Origin of the sequence: Nocardiopsis sp. NPDC057823, from assembly GCF_042797335.1 — a bacterium.
GTDB lineage: Bacteria > Actinomycetota > Actinomycetes > Streptosporangiales > Streptosporangiaceae > Nocardiopsis > Nocardiopsis changdeensis.
Map to the genome: position 1 here is coordinate 85,553 of NZ_JBHVLR010000003.1, position 18,275 is coordinate 103,827.

Here is an 18,275-nt window from a genome sequence, read left to right on the forward strand (position 1 = left end):
GACCGGGGTCAGACCGGGGTCAGACCGTCCAGCGGTTGGTGATCGGCAGCCGCCGGTCCCGGCCCAGGTTGCGGGCGCTGATCTTGGTGCCCGGCGCCGACTGGCGGCGCTTGTACTCGGCCCGGTCCACCAGCCGGATCACCCGCCGCACCAGGTCCGGGTCGTAGCCGGCGAAGACCAGCTCCGCCTCGCCCTTGTCGGTGCCGATGTAGGCGTCCAGGACCGCGTCCAGCAGCTCGTAGTCGGGCAGCGAGTCGGTGTCGAGCTGGTCCGGGCGCAGCTCCGCGCTGGGCGGCTTCTCGATCGAGTTCTCCGGGATCGGCGGCACCTCCCCCGCCCGGACGGCCTCGGCGTTGCGCCACCGGGACAGCTCCCACACCAGCGTCTTCCAGCAGTCCTTGATGGGCGCGAACCCGCCCACCGAGTCGCCGTACAGCGTCGAGTACCCGGTGGCCGCCTCGCTCTTGTTGCCGGTGGCCAGCACCAGGTGGCCCTCCTGGTTGGACAGCGCCATCACGAGGGTGCCGCGCACCCGCGCCTGGAGGTTCTCCGCCGACAGTCCGTCCAGCGGCGCGTCCGCGGCGGCGGTGGCCGCCTCGAAGGCGTCCACCACCGGCGCGATCGCGATCGTGCGGGCCGCGAAGCCCTGGCGCCGGGCCAGCTCCTCGGCGTCGGTGACCGAGTGGCCGCTGGAGTGCTCGCTGGGCAGCAGCACCCCGTGCACCCGGTCGGCGCCGACCGCGTCGACGGCGATGGTGGCGGTGAGCGCGGAGTCGATGCCCCCGGAGATCGCCACCAGGACCGAGGCGAAGCCGTTCTTGGCCACGTAGTCGCGCAGGCCCGTGACCAGGGCCCGGTAGACCTCGCCCACGTCGGAGAGGGGGTCCGGGCGCGGGGTGACCACGTTCTCCAGGGGTTCGTAGGGCTCGACCGGGGTGCTCGACACGGTGCGGCGCACGATGGCCAGGCCGTCCACGACCCCGCCGGGGGCCGGGTCGGCGCCGGAGGCCGTGTCGGAGCCCGTATGGGGCGCGGTGTCGGAGCCCGTGCCGGGTGCGGAGCCGAGGGGCAGGTCGAGGTCCACCACCAGCAGCGTCTCGGTGAACTGGGGGGCGCGCGCCACCAGCTCGCCCTCGGCGTCCACCACCAGCGAGTCGCCCTCGAAGACCAGCTCGTCCTGGCCGCCCACCATGTTCACGTAGGCCAGCGCCGCGCCGATCTCCCGGGCACGCCGCTGGCACAGCTCCAGGCGCACGTCGTCCTTGTGCCGCTCGTACGGGGACCCGTTGAGCGACAGCAGCAGCCCCACCCCGGCCGCGCGGGCCGCCGTCACCGGGCCGCCCTCCTGCCACAGGTCCTCGCACACCGCGATGCCCACGTCGACGCCGCGCACCCGCACCACCGGGAAGGTGTCGCCCGGCACGAAGTTGCGGAACTCGTCGAACACCCCGTAGTTCGGCAGGTGGTGCTTGGCGGAGGTGACCACCACCGCGCCTTCGTGCAGGACCGCCACCGAGTTCTGCGGCGCGCCCGCGGGCTGGCCGTACCTGGCCCCGGGCCCCTCCCGGCGGGACAGGAAGCCCACCACCACCGGCAGGCCGCCCAGCCCCTGCTCCGCCAGCTCCCCGGCCAGGCGGTGCACGGCCTTGACCGAGGCCGACACGAAGGAGTTGCGCAGGGCCAGGTCCTCCACCGGGTAGCCGGTGACCACCATCTCCGGCAGGGCGAGCAGGTGCGCCCCCCGGTCCCGGGCCTCCCGCGCGGAGTCCACGACGATCCTCAGATTGCCCTCCAGGTCACCGACCGTCGGGTTGACCTGGGCGAGTGCGATTCTCAGCTGTGCCACGACCACGAGCCTAGCCGGAGGGTTCCCGGCCGCGCCCGTGCGGGAGTCCCCGCAACGCGCCGTCACCGGCCATAATGCGAGGAAGAGGAGCGACAGGGGGACGAACCGGACGGCCGACGGGACGGGCGCGGAAATACCCCGGAAATATGCACACGGCAGACTGGGCCCGGGACACCCGACCAGGGCCGACCGTCATCGAGGAAGGTTGATCGTGAATCGACAGCAGGAATTCGTGCTCCGCACGTTGGAGGAGCGCGACATCCGGTTCGTACGGCTGTGGTTCACCGACGTGCTCGGGTACCTCAAGTCGGTCGCCGTGGCACCCGCCGAGCTCGAGGCGGCCTTCTCCGAGGGCATCGGGTTCGACGGCTCCGCCATCGAGGGCTTCGCCCGCGTGTACGAGGCCGACATGCTGGCCCAGCCCGACCCGTCCACGTTCCAGGTGCTGCCCTGGCGCAACGAGCCGCACGGCACCGCGCGCATGTACTGCGACATCCTCATGCCCGACGGCTCGCCGTCCTCCGCCGACCCCCGGCACGTCCTCAAGCGCCAGCTCGGCAAGGCCTCCGACCTCGGGTTCACGTTCTACACGCACCCCGAGATCGAGTTCTACCTGCTCAAGAAGATGCCCGAGCTGGGCGAGCTGCCCGTGCCCAACGACTCCGGCGGCTACTTCGACCACACCCCGCACAACAGCGCGCACGACTTCCGGCGCAACGCCATCAACATGCTCGAGGCCATGGGCATCTCGGTGGAGTTCAGCCACCACGAGGGCGGGCCCGGCCAGCAGGAGATCGACCTGCGGTACGCGGACGCGCTGACCACCGCCGACAACATCATGACCTTCCGGCTCGTGATGAAGGAGGTGGCGATGGAGCAGGACGTGTACGCGACGTTCATGCCCAAGCCCTTCACCCAGTACCCGGGGTCGGGCATGCACACCCACCTGTCGCTGTTCGAGGGCGACCGCAACGCGTTCTACGAGCCCGGCGCCGAGTACCAGCTGTCCAAGGTCGGGCGCGGGTTCATCGCGGGCCTGCTGCGGCACGCCGACGAGATCACCGCGGTCACCAACCAGTGGGTGAACTCCTACAAGCGGCTGTGGGACGACCCCGCCGCCTCGGCTGGCATGGGCGGCGAGGCGCCCGCGTACATCTGCTGGGGCCACAACAACCGGTCGGCGCTGGTGCGGGTGCCCATGTACAAGCCGGGCAAGTCGAACTCCAGCCGGATCGAGATCCGGTCCCTGGACACGGCCTGCAACCCGTACCTGGCGTACGCGGTGATCCTGGCCGCGGGCCTGAAGGGCATCGAGGAGGGGTACGAGCTGCCCCCGGGCGCCGAGGACGACGTGTGGGCGCTCACCGACGCCGAGCGCCGGGCGCTGGGGATCCGGCCGCTGCCGCAGAGCCTGGACGAGGCGCTGCGCCTGATGGAGAACAGCGAGCTGGTCGCCGAGACGCTGGGCGAGCACGTCTTCGACTTCTTCCTGCGCAACAAGAAGGCGGAGTGGCACGACTACCGCCGCCAGGTGACCCCGTACGAACTCCAGCGCTACCTGCCCACCCTGTAGGCCCAGGACACCGCGGGCCCCGGCCGCCCGGCCGGGGCCCGCGCCCTGTCCGGGGCGCCGTCAGCGCTTGAGGAGGGCGGTGAGGGCGGCGCCCAGGGCGCCGAGGAGGAAGACCAGGGCGAGCGGGCCCAGGACGATGAGCACCAGCCCCAGGCCGATGTTGGCACCGATGGCGGGGGCGGTCGCCACGGCCCACCACAGGCCCCCGAACAGGGCCACCGGCAGCAGCAGGAAGGCCGCCAGCCCCCAGGCCGGGGCCGTCCGGCCCGCCCGCAGCTCACGGGCCGCCAGCACCCCGCCGACCAGAGCGAGCAGCAGCCCGGCGCCCCCGATGACGGGCACGGACCACTCCGGCAGCGGCGGCGGGGTGATCGCGTAGTCCGCCTCCTGCGGTGTGATCCCCCAGCGGCGCGCCTCCTCCGGGGAGGTCCGGGCCGCCCACCACACGGCGAGCGCGGCACCGGCCAGCAGGAGTGCGGTGTACAGCGCGAACAGCGGGCGGGGCGGGCGCGTGCGGGTCGTCTTCATGCCCCTGATCCTCCCGCCGCCCGCCGGGCGGGCGCATGAGTACCCGCACTCAGCAGGAGCGGGGTGAGGAGCAGCAGCACCCCGGCGGCGGCGATCGCGGACCGCGCGCCCGTCACCGCCGCGAGCAGGCCCCACAACGCCGTCACGGCGGCGACCACCACGGACCTCGTCACGGTCCAGGCCACCAGGACCCGGGCCGCCCGCTCCGCCGGGACGCGCCGCAGGCGCTCGGCGGCGAACAGCGGGTTGAACACCCCGATGCAGGTGATCATCGCCGCCTGCACCGCGATGACCAGCACCATCCCGGCCGGGCCCGGCACCACCGGGACCAGCCCGAGCGGCCACACCGCCCGCAGCGCCCCGGCGGCCCGCAGTACCCGGCGGCGCCCGTAACGCGCCTCCAGCCGCGGGGCGAGCCGCGCCCCGCAGAGCCCGCCCAGGCACGGCAGGCCCAGTGCCATCCCGTACTGCCAGGCCGACCAGCCGAGTTCTCCCAGCAGCAGCACCGCCAGCAGCGGCTCGGTGGCCATGATCAGCGCGTTCACCGCCACCGTGTTCCGGAACAGCGGCCGCAGCACGGGGTCGGCGTGGATGAACCGCCATCCCCGGACCAGGTCCGCGGCCCCGGATCGCCGCGACCGCCAGCGCCGACGCCAGGAACCCGAGGGCGTTCGCGGCCACCGTGGCCACCGGTCCCAGCAGTCCGACGGCCGCTCCGCCCGCCACCGGCCCGACCGTCGTCGCGGTCCAGGTCGTCGCCTCGAACCGGCCGTGCGCCACCACCAGGTGCTCGGGCCGCACGATCTGCTTGAGGTGGGCGCCGCCGACCGAGGTGAACGTGATCCCGGCCGCCGCGGTGACCGCCGACACCGCGAGCAGCTGCGTGTACGTCAGCAGGCCGCACCAGTAGGCGACCGGGACCGACAGCAGCGCGGCGCACCTGACGGCGTCGGCCCCGATCATGACCGGCCTCTTGCGCCGCCGTTCCGCCCACGGCCCCAGCGGCAGCGCCAGCAGCGCACCCGCCGCGGTCCCCGCGGCGGCCAGCGCCGACACCTGCGCCGGTCCCGCCCCCAGCACCGTGACCGCGATCAGGGGGAACGCCCCGAACCCCAGCCAGGTGCCGGCCGTGGACACGGCGAACCCCGTCCACAGCCACCCGAACGCGCTCCCCAGCCTCTGCCGCGACATCCGGTCCCTTCCGACGGCCGTCCGCTGACGGAGAGATCAGAGCAGACCGGCCCGCCCGTGATCCAACAACGGCGGGACGGGTGGTCCACAACCGCGCGTTGTGGCCCCCTACGATGCGGGCATGGACATCGAGGCCGTGCGCACCTTCGTCGCCGTCGCCGAGACGGGGCGGTTCCAGGACGCCGCCGCCGACCTGCGCGTCACCCAGCAGGCCGCCTCCAAACGGGTCGCGAACCTCGAGCGCTCCCTGGGCGCGGTGCTGTTCACCCGCACCGCGGGCGGCGCCCGGCTCACCCCGGAGGGCCGCGCCTTCCTCCCGCACGCCCGCGGGGTGCTGCGCGCCGTGGAGCACGCGGCGGCCTCCGTACGCCCGGGGAGGCGGGCGCTGCGGGTGGACGTGCTGAGCCGGCGCATCGCCCCGGGCGCGGCCCTGCACCGGTTCCACCTCGACCACCCGGACACCGGGCTGGACGTGGTCTCACTGCCGAACGCCGGCGCCGGGGCCGCCGTCGCGGAACTCCTGGCCGGGCGGATCGACGCCACCTTCCGCGCCGTCGCCGACCCGCCCGCGGGCGTCACCGCCGAACGCGCCCTGGACGACCCCCTCCAGTTGCTGACGGGGCCGCGCCACCCGCTGGCCGGGGCGGGGACGCTGCGCCCGGCGGACCTGGCCGGGTACCGGATCCGGATCCCCGGCATCCGCCCGGGCACCGAGTGGGCCGACTACTACGACGCCCTGGCGGAGGAGTTCGGCCTGGGCATCGACGCCACGGGCCCGGACTTCGGCAGCGACGCCCTGCTGGACGCCATCGCGGAGTCGGCGACCGTGGCGACGCTGGTGTGCGCCGGGGACCGGTACGTGTGGCCCGACTCCTGCGGCCTGCGCCGCATCCCGCTGGCCGACCCGGTGCCGGTGTACCCGCACTCGCTGCTGTTCCGCACCGGGGACCCGCACCCGGCCCTGGACCTGCTCCGCCGCCACCTCGCCGCCCGCCGCACGGTCCCGCCCGGCCCGGTCTGGGAGCCGCCCGGCCGCCGGGTGCCGTGAAGGAGCGGTCGCTCCCGCTTCGGCCCCGGGGCCGCCGGGCCCGACCGCTCCGCCCTGTGCAGGACCCGCACCGCCGTCGGTCCCCCCGCCCCGTGTGAGGGCGCCGGCCGCCGCCGGGGGCTTGTGCCGGCGGGCAGGGCGGCCTTATCTTTCATATGTAAGAAGTTTCTTACACGTATAGGGAAGACATGACACAGCGCGAACCCACCGGTGACGAGCTCGTCGAACTGTTCGCCGCACTCGCCAACCCGGTACGCCTGCGGATCATCGCGACGCTCCGGGGCGGCCGCGACTACGTCAGCAACCTCGCGCGCGTCATCGGCATCAGCCGCCCGCTGCTCCACATGCACCTGCAGCGCCTCGAAGCGGCCGGAGTGGTCGTCGGCAGCCTGGAGCTGTCCGACGACGGCAAGGCCATGAAGTACTTCGAGCTCGCCGACCTGGACCTGCACCTCACCCCGGAACTGATCGCCACCGCGGCCGCGAGCCTCACCGTCAAGGAGAAGCAGTAATGGACTGGCCCACCGTGATCCTCATCCTCGGCCTGCTCACGATCGCCACCTTCATCGGCATCGCGATCGAGGCCGGCCGCCAGGAGTCCCGCAAGACCACCATCGGCGCCGCCCGCGCCGACGAACTCCGGAGCCTGGTGGCCCGCTACGAGGAACTGGCCGCCACCACCCTCGACGCCCAGCAGCGCACCGCCGCGGACGTCGCCGAACTGCGCGCCCGCGCCGCCTCGATCGAGCAGATCCTGCGAACGGTGGAATGACGATGTCCGACCTGATGCGAGCACTCGTACAGACCGCCTACGGCGAGGCCCGCGACGTCCTCGCGTTCGCCGAGGCCCCCGTGCCCGAACCCGGTGAGGGCGAGGTGCGCGTCCGGGTCCACGCCGCGGCGCTGAACGCCGCCGACGTGTACATCATGCGCGGCGAGCCCGTCGTGGGCCGCCTCGCGTTCGGCCCGTCCCGGCCGCGGCAGCCGATCCGGGGACGGGACCTGGCGGGCGTGGTCGACGCCGTCGGCCCCGGGGTCCGCGGCCTCGGCCCCGGCGACCGCGTGGCCGGCGAGGGCGAGGGGTCGCTCGCCGAGTACGCCTGCGTCAAGGCGTCACGGGCGGCGCGCGTGCCCGACACCGTGCCGCTGCACGACGCCGCCGCCGTCCCGCTGGCCGGGGTGACCGCCCTCCAGGCGGTGCGCAACGGCGGAGTGGGGCCCGGCGACCGCGTGCTCGTCAACGGCGCGGCGGGCGGCGTGGGCTCCTTCGCCGTGCAGCTGGCCGCGTCCGCGGGGGCCGAGGTCACCGGGGTGTGCAGCGCCGGCGGCAGCGGGTTCGTGCGCTCGCTCGGCGCCCGCGCGATCGACTACGCGGCCGAGGACTTCACCCGCACCGGGCCCTACGACGCCGTCATCGACCTGGCCGGGAACCGCACCCTGCGCGAACTGCGCGGCGCGCTCGCCCCCGACGGCACGCTGGTGCTGTCCTCGGGCAACGGGACACGGATGATGGGCCCGCTGTGGCGCAACGCCGCCGCGTCCCTGGCCTCGCCGTTCACGCGGCAGCGCCTGCGCCCGTTCCTGGCCCGGACGGCCCGGGAGGACGTCGGGGACCTGCTGGCCCGGATCGCCGGGGGCGGCCTGCGCGCCCGGGTCGAGCGCACCCACCCGTTCGAGGAGGCCGCCGACGCGCTCGCCCACGTCTCCGGGGGCCACGCCCGCGGCAAGGTCGTGGTCACCCTGCGGGAGGAATGAGCCCCAGTTCCCGGGCCCGCACCCCGGCCGCGTGGCGGTTGGTCACGCCGAGCTTGCCCATCAGGTTGGACATGTGCACGCTCACCGTCTTGGCCGAGATGAACAGCTTCTCCCCGATCTCGGTGTTGCTGAGCCCCGCGGCCGCCCGCACCAGCACCTCGGCCTCCCGGGGCGTCAGCCCCGCCGGGAGGCGCGGCTCCCCGGCCACCGCGCGCAGCGGTTCCACGTACCGCTCGCGCAGCGGGGCGTCGGTGTCCAGCAGCCCCACGGCCCCCTCCAGCCGACCGAACAGCTCCCGTGCCCGGGCGCCCTCCTCCGCCTCGGCGGCGGCCCGGCAGGCCTCCTCCAGCATCAGGAACTCCTCCGCGTGGAGACCCCTGCCGCGCACCATCGCCAGCGCCCGTTCCCAGTGCCCCAGGGAGACGGCGGGGTCGGCCGTCAGGCGCGCCAGCGCCTGGGCGCGCCGCAGCTCCCCGTACGGGGTGGTCCACCACTGCGACGGGCGCAGGTACACCCCGACCCGCCCGGCCAGCTCCTCCGCCTCCCCGGCCCGGCCGGCCCGCCGCAGCGCGCGCACCAGTCCGGCCAGCGGCCCCGGCCCGTTCAGCGACGACTGCGTCGGCCGCCCTCCCTCCTCACGCTCGACCATCCGGTACGCCGTCTCCAGCGCGGCCTCCAGGTCCCCCTCCGCGGTCAGCACCCGCACCCCCACCTGGTCCACCGCCGCGAACAGGTGCGCGTCGGTGTCCCGGACCGCCTCGACCGCCTTCTCCCAGTGCTCCCGCGCCCCCGCGGTGTCCCGCTGGGCCAGCCGGATCTCGGCGAGCACGAACCGGCGGGTCCCCTCGTCGAGCCGCCCCCCGGAGGACCCGGCCAGCACCTCCTCGGCCTCGCGCATCCTCCCCAGGTCCAGGAGCGCCCCCGCCCTCTCCGTCTCGGGGACGGGCCCGCGGGTCCGGAGGACCCCCAGTTCCGCGCACCGGTCCAGGAGCTCCCGCTCCGCCCGCAGGCACTCGTGCCACTCCAGCCGGTACAGGTGGTGGACCGCGATGTTGTTCCGGGCCCGCAGCTCGGCGTCGACCATCCCCAGTTCCCGCGCCAGCCCCATCCCCCCGGTGAGCAGGGGCAGCGAGCCGTCCGCACGCCCCACCTCCAGCGTGCTGCCCAGGGTGATGAGGGCCTCGGCCTCGCTGCGCCGGTCCCCCGCAGCGCGCGCCCGGTCCAGGACGTCCCGGGCGGCCCGCCGCGCCTCCGCGTCCCGGCCCACGAGGTAGAGCAGCGCCGCCCGGGCGCCGCTGACCGCGATGTGGTCCGGGTGCCCCCGGGGCAGCAGCGCGGACGCCTCGTCCAGTACCTCCAGGCCCTCGTTCCGGCGGTGCAGCGCCTTGAGCGCCTGGGACCGCAGCAGCAGGAAGCCCGCCCGGGAGACGGGGTCCGCGGACTGCTCCGCCCCCTCGGCGGTGTAGCGCAGCGCCTCGTGGGAGGAGCCGCCGATCTGCACGGCCGCCCGGGCCGCGTCCAGCAGCAGCCGTGCGCGCGTGACGCCCAGCGGGGCGGCCACGGCCTCCGGGTCGGGCAGCAGTTCCCACAGCTCCAGCAGCCGCTCCACCGCGGCCAGGTGCTCGGGGTGGGCGAACGCGCCCGCCGCGTGCCCGGCCGCCGCCCACAGGGCGGCGAAGGCGCGGGGGTGGTCGTGCACCGCGTCGGCGTGGTGGGCCAGGCGCAGCACCCGCTCCGGTTCGGCCAGGCCCGGCACCCCCGCCTCCAGGGCGGTCACGTAGCGGCGGTGGCCGCGCACCCGCCGCCCCGGCAGCAGGTCCTCGCGCACCGCCTCGGCCAGCAGCGCGTGCCCGAACCGGTAGTCCTCCCCCGCCACGCGCAGCACCCGGGCGTCGACGGCCCGGCGCAGCACCCCGTCCAGCTCGTCCTCGGAGAGGTCGCCGGCCACCGCCGCCAGCAGCGCGTGGTGCACGCGGACCCCCGACAGCGCGGCCAGGCCCAGCACCGCGCGGTCGGTGTCGGGGAGGCGGTCGACGGCGCGCAGCAGCAGGTCGCGGGAGGTGTCGGGGAGCCCGTCGTCCGGGGAGGACACCAGGGCCTCCACGAACAGGGGGTTGCCGCCGCTGCGCTCGCAGAGCAGGTCGAGCGCGCGCGGGTCGGGGCGGGCGCCGCCACGCAGGGCGGCCGCCTGGGCGGCGACCTCCTCGCGGCCGAAGGGCCCCAGGTCCAGCCGGGTGGCCCGGGCCGGGCGCTCCAGGTCGGGCAGGAGGCGGCGCAGGGGGTGGGCGCGGTGCAGGTCGTCGGTGCGGACGGTGGCCAGCAGGTGGACCGGGGCGGGGCCGAGGTTGCGCACCAGGAAGAGCAGGAGGTCGCGGGTGGAGGCGTCGGCCCAGTGCAGGTCCTCGACCACCAGGGCCAGGCCGCCGCCGTCGGCGGCGGTGTCCTCCAGGTAGGACAGGACGGCCTCGAACAGCCGGGTGCGGTCCTCGTCGGGCGCGGCGGCGGTCCCGAGTTCGGGGAGCAGCCGGGCGAGCGCCCCGGCCCGGGCCGGGGAGGGCGGGACCTCGCGGACCAGGTGGCGCAGGGCGGCGGTGAAGGGGGCGAAGGCGACGGTGCCGCCGCTGGTCTCCAGGCAGGCGCCGACCGCCGTGCGGGGCAGGGGCGTGCGCCTCAGGTACTCCTCCAGCAGGCGGGTCTTGCCGACCCCGGCGTCCCCGAGGACCAGGGTGACCCGGGCGTCCCCGCGGGCGGCGAGGTCCCCCTCGGCCAGCAGGTGGGCCAGGTCGGGGCCGCGTCCGATGAACGCCGTGGGAGTGGGGGTCATGGCGCCAGTATGCCCGGGCCGCGCAACGACCCCCACCTTTACGACATAGATCACATATCGGACATCAGGCCAGGTTCAGGTCCCGGGCCTTCGCGGCGGCCGCGCCGCGGTTGGCCACCCCGAGCTTGCCCATGAGGTTGGACATGTGGACGCTCACCGTCTTGGCCGAGATGAACAGCTTCTCCCCGATCTGCCGGTTGGTCATCCCCAGGGCCGCCAGGCGCAGCACCTCCGCCTCCCGCTGTGTCAGCCCCGCCGGGGCCTCCCCCGCGGCCCGCGTGCGCGGCCGGGGCAGGCCGTGTGCGCGGCGGACCCGGTCGGCCAGCTCCGCGAACAGGGTCAGGCCGCTCTCCCGGGCGGCCCCCTCCACCTCCTCCAGGTGTGCGGCGGCCCGCTCCGGCTCCCCCGCCCGGGCCGCGGCGCGCGCCGCCGCCAGCAGCAGGTGCACGCGGTGGAAGCGGTGCTCGCGCACCTGCGGCAGCAGTCCCTCCAGGGTCCGCAAGGCCGCGGCCGCGTCCTGCGAGGACTGGGCCGCGGCCTGGTCGCGGACCAGCCGGTCCACCGGGTGCGGCATGTCCCGGGGCAGCGCGGCGGCGGCCTCGCGCAGGACCGCGGTCAGGTCGGCCGCCCGTTCCCGCCATTCCGGCTCGTCGCGCATCATGTCCACCACCTCGGCCACGGAGGAGAGGTTGCTCATGTACCGGCCGTCCAGGTGGGGGGCGTCCCGGTCGCCTTCGTCCAGGAGGCGCCGGGCGATACCGGCCGCCGTGTCGAACCGCCCCTCGACCGCCGTGCGCATCATCTCCGTGAAGCGGATGGGCGTGTACTCCGTCGGGGAACTGCTCTCCTCGGGCAGCAGGCGGCGGAACTCCTCCAAGGCCCTCTCCGCGCCCGCGGCGTCCTGCCGGTAGAAGGCGAGCTGCTGGATCAGCGTCCACGTCCGGGCCCGGATCAGCCGGTCGCCCGCGGCCGGGTCCAGCAGCCGCTCGCACTCCTCCACCCGCAGCTGGTAGAAGCGGCTCAGCCCCATGCTCAGGCGGAACGCCGGGCCCTGGGTGCGCGCCAGCCCCAGCTCCCCGGTGCGCTCCAGGCCGCGCCGCGCGGTGTCGTAGGCCTCCGCCGCCCTCCCCTCCGCGGAGAGGGCCCCCGAGAGGTTGATCCACCCCCGCAGCTCCGCATGGACGTAACCGGTCGCGCGGGCGAGGGCGATGCCCTCCGTGAGCAGCCGCAGCGCCCTGTCCGGGTCCTCCTGCGGGGCCAGGCTGCCCAGGGTGACGAGCACGTCGGCCTCACTGCCCCGGTCGCCGGCCTCGCGGGCCGTGCGCAGCGCCCTCTCCGCGGAGTGGCGGGCCCGGGTGGGGTGGCCGCGCACCATGAACGTGGACGCCAGCAGCGCCCCGGCCGCGGCCTGGTGGGGGTCGCCCCTCTCCATCACCACGAACGCGTCGGCCAGGTCCTCCAGCGCCCCGTCGCTGCCCAGGTCCTTGTAGGCGTAGGCGCGGACGTAGCGCAGGCCCGCGATGAGCGCGCGGTGCGGCGGGGGCTCCTTGACGCCCGGGTCGTGGTGGCCGGTGACCCCCAGCTCCTCCAGGCCCTCGGTGGCGTAGTCCACCGCGCGGCGCAGCGACCCGGCCAGCAGGCACACGGCGGCCGCCAGGCGCAGCACTTCGGCGCGGGGCGCGCCCACCCGTTCGGCGGCGTCGGGGACGAGGTCCCACAGTTCCAGGACCCGTTCGAGCAGGACCAGCCGCTCGGGGTGGGCGGCCGCGTCCGCGGCGTGCCGGGCCGCGGCCCAGGCGGTGGACAGGGCCAGCGGCTGGTCCCCGGCGGCGTGCGCGTGGTGGGCCAGCTGCAGGGCGGTGCCGGCCGCGTCCAGCCCCGGCACCCCCCGCTGGAGCGCTTCGGCGTAGCGCCGGTGCGCGCGGATGCGCTCGCCGGGCAGCAGGTCGGTGTAGACGGCCTCGGCGAGCAGGGCGTGCCGGAACACGTACCCCTCCGCCGTGGCGCGCAGCACCCGCGCGTCCACGGCCGGGCGCAGCGCGGCGTCCAGGGCCTCCTCGCCGGTCCCGGCCCGGCGGGCCACCGCGGACAGGAGGGTGTGGCCGATGCGGTCCCCGGCGGCGGCGATCAGCCCGACCACCCGGCGGGTGTCGTCGGGCAGCCGGTCGACGGCGGAGGTCAGCAGCTCGCGGGGCCCGTCGGGCAGCGGACCGCCCGGTCCGTCCAGGAAGGCCTCCACGAACAGGGGGTTGCCGCCGCTGCGCTCGTGCAGCAGGTCGGGGTCGGCGGGCGGGTCGCCGCGCAGGGCGGTGGCCTGGGCGGCGACCTCGTCCCGGCTGAACGGTTCGAGGTCCAGGCGCGAGACCCGGGGCAGCCGTTCGACCTGGGGCAGCAGGCGGCGCAGCGGGTGGGTGCGGTGCAGGTCGTCGGTGCGCACGGTGGCCACCAGGTGGACCGGGGCCTCCCCCAGGTTGCTCATCAGGAACACCAGCAGGTCGCGGGTGGAGGCGTCCGCCCAGTGCAGGTCCTCCACGACGACGAGGAGTCCGTCCCCGCGCGCCCGCTCCTCCAGGAAGGTGAGGACGGACTCGAACAGCCGCGCCCGGCCGGTGCCGTCGGCCTCCGGGACCGGGCCGGCCCCGGGCACCGGCCCGGCGCCGCCGTCGCGGGACAGGTCCCGCAGCAGCGCGGTGAAGGGCGCGAAGGGGATGCCGTCGCCGCCGAGTTCGAGGCAGCCTCCGACGGCGGTGCGGCCCAGCGGCGTCCGGTCCCGGTACTCGTCGACGAGCCGGGTCTTGCCGATCCCGGCGTCGCCGCAGACCAGCAGGGCCCGGGCGCCCTCGGACCGGACGCGGTGGGCGTCCTCGACCAGGGCGGCGAGCTGGCGGTCGCGGCCGATGAACACGGGGCGGGGGGAGTCGTCCTGCATCCCGTCACAGTACGGCGTCCCGCACCGCCCCGCACCGGGCCGCGGTCAGGCGGTGCCCTGCCACAGGTCGGGGCCGAACACCTCGTAGCGGACACGCCGGGCGGGGACCCCGGCGTCCAGCAGCCGGGCGCGCACCCCGCGCATGAACGGCAGGGGGCCGCACAGGAACGCCTCCACCCCCTCGGGGACGTCCACCCCGGAAAGGTCCATCCGGCCGGTGCGGTCGCCGCCGCCGGTCTCGTACCAGGTGAGGGCGCGGGCGCCGGGCAGCGCATCGACCAGGGCGGCGACCTCGTCGCGGTGGGCGTGGTCCTCGGGCGAGCGGTCGGCGTGCAGGACCAGGACGGGCCGGGTGTCGCCGCGTTCGGCCAGGCCGCGCAGCAGGGCGACCACGGGGGTGCAGCCGATCCCTGCGGAGGCGAACAGCAGCGGGTGGTCGCCGCCGGGCAGGACCACGTCGCCGGCCGGGGCGGACACCATGAGGGTGTCGCCGGGGCGGGCGGTCCCGTGCAGGAGGGTGGAGACCTCCCCGGCGGGGGCCGACCCGGCGCGCAGGCGCTTGACGGTGATGCGGCGGCGGGTGCCGTCCCAGCCGGTGAGGGTGTACTGGCGGGCCTGGCGGACGCCGTCGGGCATGCGCACCCGGACGCTGACGTACTGGCCGGGGAGCGGGGCGGGAGGGGCCCCGGCGCCGTCCCCGGGTTCGAGGGTGAGGCTGACGGTGTCGGGGGTCTGCTCGCTGCGCTCGGTGACGGTCCAGGGGCGCCACACGTCGCGGCCGGTGGCGTGCCCGGCGTCGGCGTACAGGCGCGCCTCCAGGGCGATGAGGGCGCCGGCCATGAGCCAGTAGACCTCGTCCCAGGCGGCGACCACCTCGGGGGTGGCCGCCTCGCCGAGCACGTGGGCGATGGCGCCGAACAGGTACTTGTGGACGACGGTGTACTGGTCCTCGGTGACGCCGAGGGAGGCGTGCTTGTGGGCGATCCGGCCGAGCAGGGCGTCGGGTCGCTCGCCGGGGTGGGCGAGCAGGGCGGAGGCGAAGGCGGCGACGGCCCCGGCCAGGGCGCGGCGCTGCTCGCCCGATGCCTGGTTGCCGCGGTTGAAGAGGCCGTCCAGGAGTTCGGGGTGTTCGCCCAGCATGGTGTCGTAGAAGCGGGCGGTGACGGCGTCCAGGTGTTCCGCGACGACCGGCAGGGTGGCCCGGACCGTGGCGGCGGACTCGGCGGAGAGCATGCGACCTCCTCGCACTCGTTAATTTGCATCTGAAATGCACATTAAGAGCGGCTCCGCGACCCCCTCCGCCGGGGCCCGGCCGGGCGGGGTCCCGGGCGGGGCCGGGTGCCCGGCGGGCGGCGCCGGGGCCAGGGTCTTCGGTCCCGCGGGCGGTGGGGCGCGGGTCCCCGGCGGGGCCGGGAAAGGTCCGCGGCGGGGGCCCGCGGAGAGCTCGGTCACATTCCGGAGGCGTCCCGATCGGGCGCTTCCGGGCGCAGCAGGACCAGGGCCTCCCGGGCCGGGGACGACACCAGGGACTCCACCGTCACCTCGTCGAGGGAGGCGTAGAACGCCTCGCGGGCCCGGTGCAGGGCGCCGCGCAGGCGGCAGGCGGCGCGCAGCGGGCAGGGCGGGTCGTCCTCGCACCCGGCCAGATCACCCGCGCCCTCCAGTTCGCGGACGATCGCGCCGACCGGGGTCCGCCGCCCCCGCGCGGTGAGCCGCAGGCCGCCGCCCCGGCCCCGGCGGGCCTCCACCACGCCCAGTTCGGACAGGCGCGCCACCGCCTTGGCCATGTGGGTGTAGGGCACCGAGGTCATGTCCGCGACGGCGCGCGTGGTGAGGAGCTCGCCCTCCCCGGCCACGGCGAGCCGCATGACCAGGCGCAGGGACACGTCGGTGAAGGCGGTCAGGCGCATGTCCGCGAGCGTAGCCGCACCCTCCGGGCGCACGGCGCTCCGCGCCCGGGGCGGGCGCGGAGCGCGGGGCGGTGCGGGCGGTGCGGTTCAGAGGCGGAAGACCAGCTCGGCGGCGACCCAGACGTCGACCACGCCGCACCACTCGGCGAAGGAGCGGGACACCGCGCGGTCCTTCCACAGGTGGTAGAAGTCCCAGAACCCGTGCAGGAGCCAGCCCGCCGCGATCAGGTAGCGGGCGGCCTCGGGGTCGACCGCCAGGCCGACCAGTCCCAGCCCGCCGAAGAACAGCATGCCCAGCGCCTGGATCCGGTACGTGCCGGGGCGGAACAGGTGCCCGTCCAGGGCCGACCAGACCAGGACCAGCAGGGCCAGGGCGGTGAAGACGGTGGAGGGTGCGGCGAGCTCGGTGGCCCGCAGGACCGTGACCACCACGAAGGAGGCGAGGACCAGGGGCCAGGTGAGGTACCGGTACTTCTCCCCCACCTTGGCCATGAGCAGGTAGATCAGGGGCAGCAGCGGGAGGATCTCGGCGTAGCCGTACGCGGCGTCGGCCTCCCCGCCCCCTCCGCCGCCGAGGACGGCCGCGGAGAGCAGCGCCACCGCGGTGGGCCAGCGGGCGAGCAGGAAGCGTCCGGCCCGGCGCGGGCCGCTCTCCCCGGACCGGCCGGCCCGGGGCCCGGGCCCGGCGGTCCGGGTGTCGTTCGGTTCGGGTGCGGTCTCGTACGCGTTCACGGGAGGTCTCCTCTGCATCGCCCCCCGGTACCCGGAGGGGGTATCTTCCGTCGTGTCTCCAGACTCCTCCCGGCGGGCCCCGCCCGGTAGTGCCGGACCACCGGCGTCGGCGTGCGCGCGTCACCTCCCGGCATGACATCCGTCATGCGCCCCCTGCCGCGGCCCCGGGCCCGCTGCGACAATGGCCCGGTGGACACTGCCGACGACGGACCCGGGACCGGGGGCCTGCGCCGCTTCACCTGGTGGAGCCTGGCCGGGGTGACGGTGGCCTTCATGGCCCCGGTGCTGGCCCCGCCCCTGTGGGACCCCGGCCTGTCCCCGTGGGCCGCGGCCGCCGGCGGCGCGGCCCTGGCCCTGACCTCGCTCTCGCTGTTCGCCCTGTTCGGCCGCCGCCTGGCCGGCGGGACCGACGGCCCCTTCCCGGCCGGGTGGGCCGCCGCGGGGTGCGCGGGTGCGCTGGCCACCGCCCTGGTCCTGTGGCCGCTGGACGAGGTGCTGTGGTCGGTGGCCCCCGCGACGGTGGCCGCCCCCGTGGCGATGTTCCTGCGCCCGCGCCCGGCCTGGGTGTCCGTCGCCGCGGTCGCGCTCGCCCTGGCCGTGCCCGGGCTGCTGCGCGGGTCGGACGCGTTCGGGGTGCTGTTCCCTCCCGGGCTGGCGCTGGTCGTGGCCTGGGCGGTGCTCGGCCTGCTGTGGACCTGGGACGTCGCCGCGCGCCTCGACGAGTCCCGCCGGCTGGCCGCCCGGCTCGCGGTCGCCGGGGAGCGGCTGCGGTTCGCCGCCGAGCTGCACGACGTGCAGGGCCACCACCTCCAGGTGATCGCGCTCAAGGCCCAGCTGGCCGCCCGGCTGGCCGGGACCGATCCGGAGCGGGCCGCCGGGGAGATGCGGGAGGTCGCCGGCCTGGCCGCCGACGCGCTGCGCGACACCCGCGCCGTGGTCCGGGGCTACCGGGGCACCTCGCTGGAGCGGGAGGTCGCCAACGCCGCCAGGGTCCTGGAGTCCGCCGGGATCCGGGTGCGCTCGTCGGTGGAGGCGGTCGAGGGCGGGGGCGACGGGGTCCGGGGGCTGCTGGGGCTGGTCGTGCGCGAGGCCACCACCAATGTGCTGCGGCACAGCCGGGCGGGCGAGGTGGAGATCGCCCTGCGCCCCGAGGGCGACGGCGTACGGCTGCGGGTCGCCAACGACGGCGCCGACCCCGCCGGGGGCGGCGACGGCACCGGCCTGCGCTCCCTGGCCGAGCGGGTCGGGGCCGCCGGGGGCACGCTGACATGGGACGACACGGGCGGCCGGTTCACCGTGACCGCCGTCCTGCCCTGGGAGGGGAACGGATGAGCATCCGGCTGCTGGTCGCCGACGACGAGGACCTGCTGCGCGGCGCCCTGGCCGCCCTGCTCGGGCTGGAGCCCGACCTGGAGGTCGTGGCCCAGGCCGCCACCTCCACCGAAGCGGTGCGGCTGGCCCGCGCGCACCGGCCCGACATCGCGGTCCTGGACCTGGAGATGCCCCCGGCGGACGGGCTGCGGGCGGCCGAGGAGATCCGGGACGACCCCGGCTGCCGGGTGGTGCTGGTGACCCGGCACGCCCGGCCCGGCGTGCTGCGGCGCGCCCTGCGGGCCGGGGCGAGCGGTTTCGTGCCCAAGACCACCCCGGCGGAGCGGCTCGCCGAGATCCTGCGGGAGGTGGCGGCGGGCCGCCGGTACGTGGACCCCGACATCGCCGCGTCCGCGCTGACCGAGGACGACTGCCCGCTCGGGGAGCGGGAGCTGGAGGTACTGCGGCACTCCCGGGGCGGGGCGTCCGTCAACGAGATCGCCGCCCGGGTGCACCTGGCGCCCGGGACGGTGCGCAACTACCTGTCGTCGGCGATGGGCAAGCTGGGGGTGTCGTCCCGGCACGCGGCCGCGCACCGCGCCTGGGAGGAGGGCTGGATCTAGGCGTA

Annotated in this window: 14 protein-coding genes and 1 pseudogene; 7 read left to right on the forward strand and 8 right to left on the reverse strand. The window is 76.0% G+C overall.

The window, feature by feature from the left end; all coding sequences use genetic code 11:
- Positions 1–19 precede the first annotated feature (19 nt).
- Entirely contained in the window at positions 20–1,846 is a 1,827-nt protein-coding gene (locus ACFVNO_RS06890) for an NAD+ synthase (protein ID WP_378890094.1), read from the reverse strand.
- Between the two features lie 211 nt (positions 1,847–2,057).
- On the opposite strand from ACFVNO_RS06890, the gene ACFVNO_RS06895 reads away from it, so the two are divergent.
- The gene (locus tag ACFVNO_RS06895; protein ID WP_220559845.1) at positions 2,058–3,419 is read left to right on the forward strand and encodes a glutamine synthetase family protein; all 1,362 of its coding nucleotides are present in this window, start codon (positions 2,058–2,060) and stop codon (positions 3,417–3,419) included.
- A 60-nt stretch (positions 3,420–3,479) separates the two neighbouring features.
- Here the strand turns inward: ACFVNO_RS06895 and ACFVNO_RS06900 are convergent, their stop codons facing one another.
- Entirely contained in the window at positions 3,480–3,947 is a 468-nt protein-coding gene (locus ACFVNO_RS06900) for a hypothetical protein (RefSeq protein WP_378890098.1), read from the reverse strand.
- A pseudogene (locus tag ACFVNO_RS06905) lies at positions 3,944–5,138 on the reverse strand (MFS transporter). The gene ACFVNO_RS06900 and the pseudogene ACFVNO_RS06905 overlap by 4 nt, the downstream one beginning before the upstream one ends.
- 121 nt (positions 5,139–5,259) lie before the next feature.
- On the opposite strand from ACFVNO_RS06905, the gene ACFVNO_RS06910 reads away from it, so the two are divergent.
- From ACFVNO_RS06910 to ACFVNO_RS06925, 4 genes are all read left to right on the forward strand, one after another.
- The gene (locus ACFVNO_RS06910) at positions 5,260–6,186 is read left to right on the forward strand and encodes a LysR family transcriptional regulator (protein ID WP_355265797.1); all 927 of its coding nucleotides are present in this window, start codon (positions 5,260–5,262) and stop codon (positions 6,184–6,186) included.
- A 188-nt stretch (positions 6,187–6,374) separates the two neighbouring features.
- Positions 6,375–6,698: a winged helix-turn-helix domain-containing protein gene (locus ACFVNO_RS06915; protein ID WP_355265800.1), complete on the forward strand. Its 324-nt coding sequence runs from the start codon at positions 6,375–6,377 to the stop codon at positions 6,696–6,698.
- The gene (locus ACFVNO_RS06920; RefSeq protein WP_220559841.1) at positions 6,698–6,958 is read left to right on the forward strand and encodes a hypothetical protein; all 261 of its coding nucleotides are present in this window, start codon (positions 6,698–6,700) and stop codon (positions 6,956–6,958) included. The genes ACFVNO_RS06915 and ACFVNO_RS06920 overlap by 1 nt, the downstream gene beginning before the upstream one ends.
- Before the next feature lie 14 nt (positions 6,959–6,972).
- Positions 6,973–7,941: an NAD(P)-dependent alcohol dehydrogenase gene (locus tag ACFVNO_RS06925; protein WP_378890103.1), complete on the forward strand. Its 969-nt coding sequence runs from the start codon at positions 6,973–6,975 to the stop codon at positions 7,939–7,941.
- On the opposite strand, the gene ACFVNO_RS06930 is transcribed toward ACFVNO_RS06925, so the two are convergent.
- The 5 genes from ACFVNO_RS06930 to ACFVNO_RS06950 form a co-directional block, all read right to left on the reverse strand.
- Positions 7,922–10,765, reverse strand: a complete 2,844-nt coding sequence (locus ACFVNO_RS06930; protein WP_378890106.1) for a helix-turn-helix transcriptional regulator — start codon at positions 10,763–10,765, stop codon at positions 7,922–7,924. The two genes, ACFVNO_RS06925 and ACFVNO_RS06930, sit on opposite strands and share 20 nt — an antisense overlap.
- A 64-nt stretch (positions 10,766–10,829) precedes the next feature.
- Positions 10,830–13,694 carry an AAA family ATPase gene (locus ACFVNO_RS06935; RefSeq protein WP_378890109.1) on the reverse strand — a complete coding sequence of 955 codons (2,865 nt, stop codon included), beginning with the start codon at positions 13,692–13,694 and terminating at the stop codon, positions 10,830–10,832.
- A gap of 45 nt (positions 13,695–13,739) precedes the next feature.
- Positions 13,740–14,927: a globin domain-containing protein gene (locus tag ACFVNO_RS06940; protein WP_378890112.1), complete on the reverse strand. Its 1,188-nt coding sequence runs from the start codon at positions 14,925–14,927 to the stop codon at positions 13,740–13,742.
- A gap of 215 nt (positions 14,928–15,142) precedes the next feature.
- Positions 15,143–15,604 (reverse strand): RrF2 family transcriptional regulator, encoded by a 462-nt coding sequence (locus ACFVNO_RS06945; protein WP_378890115.1) that lies wholly within the window; start codon positions 15,602–15,604, stop codon positions 15,143–15,145.
- An 87-nt stretch (positions 15,605–15,691) separates the two neighbouring features.
- Complete coding sequence (locus tag ACFVNO_RS06950; protein WP_378890118.1) at positions 15,692–16,336, reverse strand: hypothetical protein; 645 nt, start codon at positions 16,334–16,336, stop codon at positions 15,692–15,694.
- Between the two features lie 189 nt (positions 16,337–16,525).
- On the opposite strand from ACFVNO_RS06950, the gene ACFVNO_RS06955 reads away from it, so the two are divergent.
- Positions 16,526–17,668, forward strand: a complete 1,143-nt coding sequence (locus ACFVNO_RS06955) for a sensor histidine kinase (protein WP_378890121.1) — start codon at positions 16,526–16,528, stop codon at positions 17,666–17,668.
- Positions 17,665–18,270: a DNA-binding response regulator gene (locus tag ACFVNO_RS06960; protein WP_220559832.1), complete on the forward strand. Its 606-nt coding sequence runs from the start codon at positions 17,665–17,667 to the stop codon at positions 18,268–18,270. The genes ACFVNO_RS06955 and ACFVNO_RS06960 overlap by 4 nt, the downstream gene beginning before the upstream one ends.
- The last annotated feature ends 5 nt before the right edge of the window (positions 18,271–18,275 follow it).

What these genes read in the sequence shown, in the direction of transcription:
- ACFVNO_RS06940 (WP_378890112.1), bottom strand. Translation starts at nt 14,927, where the DNA reads ATGCTCTCCGCCGAGTCCGCCGCCACGGTCCGGGCCACCCTGCCGGTC.
- ACFVNO_RS06900 (WP_378890098.1), bottom strand. Translation starts at nt 3,947, where the DNA reads ATGAAGACGACCCGCACGCGCCCGCCCCGCCCGCTGTTCGCGCTGTAC.
- ACFVNO_RS06925 (WP_378890103.1), top strand. Translation starts at nt 6,973, where the DNA reads ATGCGAGCACTCGTACAGACCGCCTACGGCGAGGCCCGCGACGTCCTC.
- ACFVNO_RS06930 (WP_378890106.1), bottom strand. Translation starts at nt 10,765, where the DNA reads ATGACCCCCACTCCCACGGCGTTCATCGGACGCGGCCCCGACCTGGCC.
- ACFVNO_RS06960 (WP_220559832.1), top strand. Translation starts at nt 17,665, where the DNA reads ATGAGCATCCGGCTGCTGGTCGCCGACGACGAGGACCTGCTGCGCGGC.
- ACFVNO_RS06945 (WP_378890115.1), bottom strand. Translation starts at nt 15,604, where the DNA reads ATGCGCCTGACCGCCTTCACCGACGTGTCCCTGCGCCTGGTCATGCGG.
- ACFVNO_RS06910 (WP_355265797.1), top strand. Translation starts at nt 5,260, where the DNA reads ATGGACATCGAGGCCGTGCGCACCTTCGTCGCCGTCGCCGAGACGGGG.
- ACFVNO_RS06920 (WP_220559841.1), top strand. Translation starts at nt 6,698, where the DNA reads ATGGACTGGCCCACCGTGATCCTCATCCTCGGCCTGCTCACGATCGCC.
- ACFVNO_RS06935 (WP_378890109.1), bottom strand. Translation starts at nt 13,694, where the DNA reads ATGCAGGACGACTCCCCCCGCCCCGTGTTCATCGGCCGCGACCGCCAG.
- ACFVNO_RS06915 (WP_355265800.1), top strand. Translation starts at nt 6,375, where the DNA reads ATGACACAGCGCGAACCCACCGGTGACGAGCTCGTCGAACTGTTCGCC.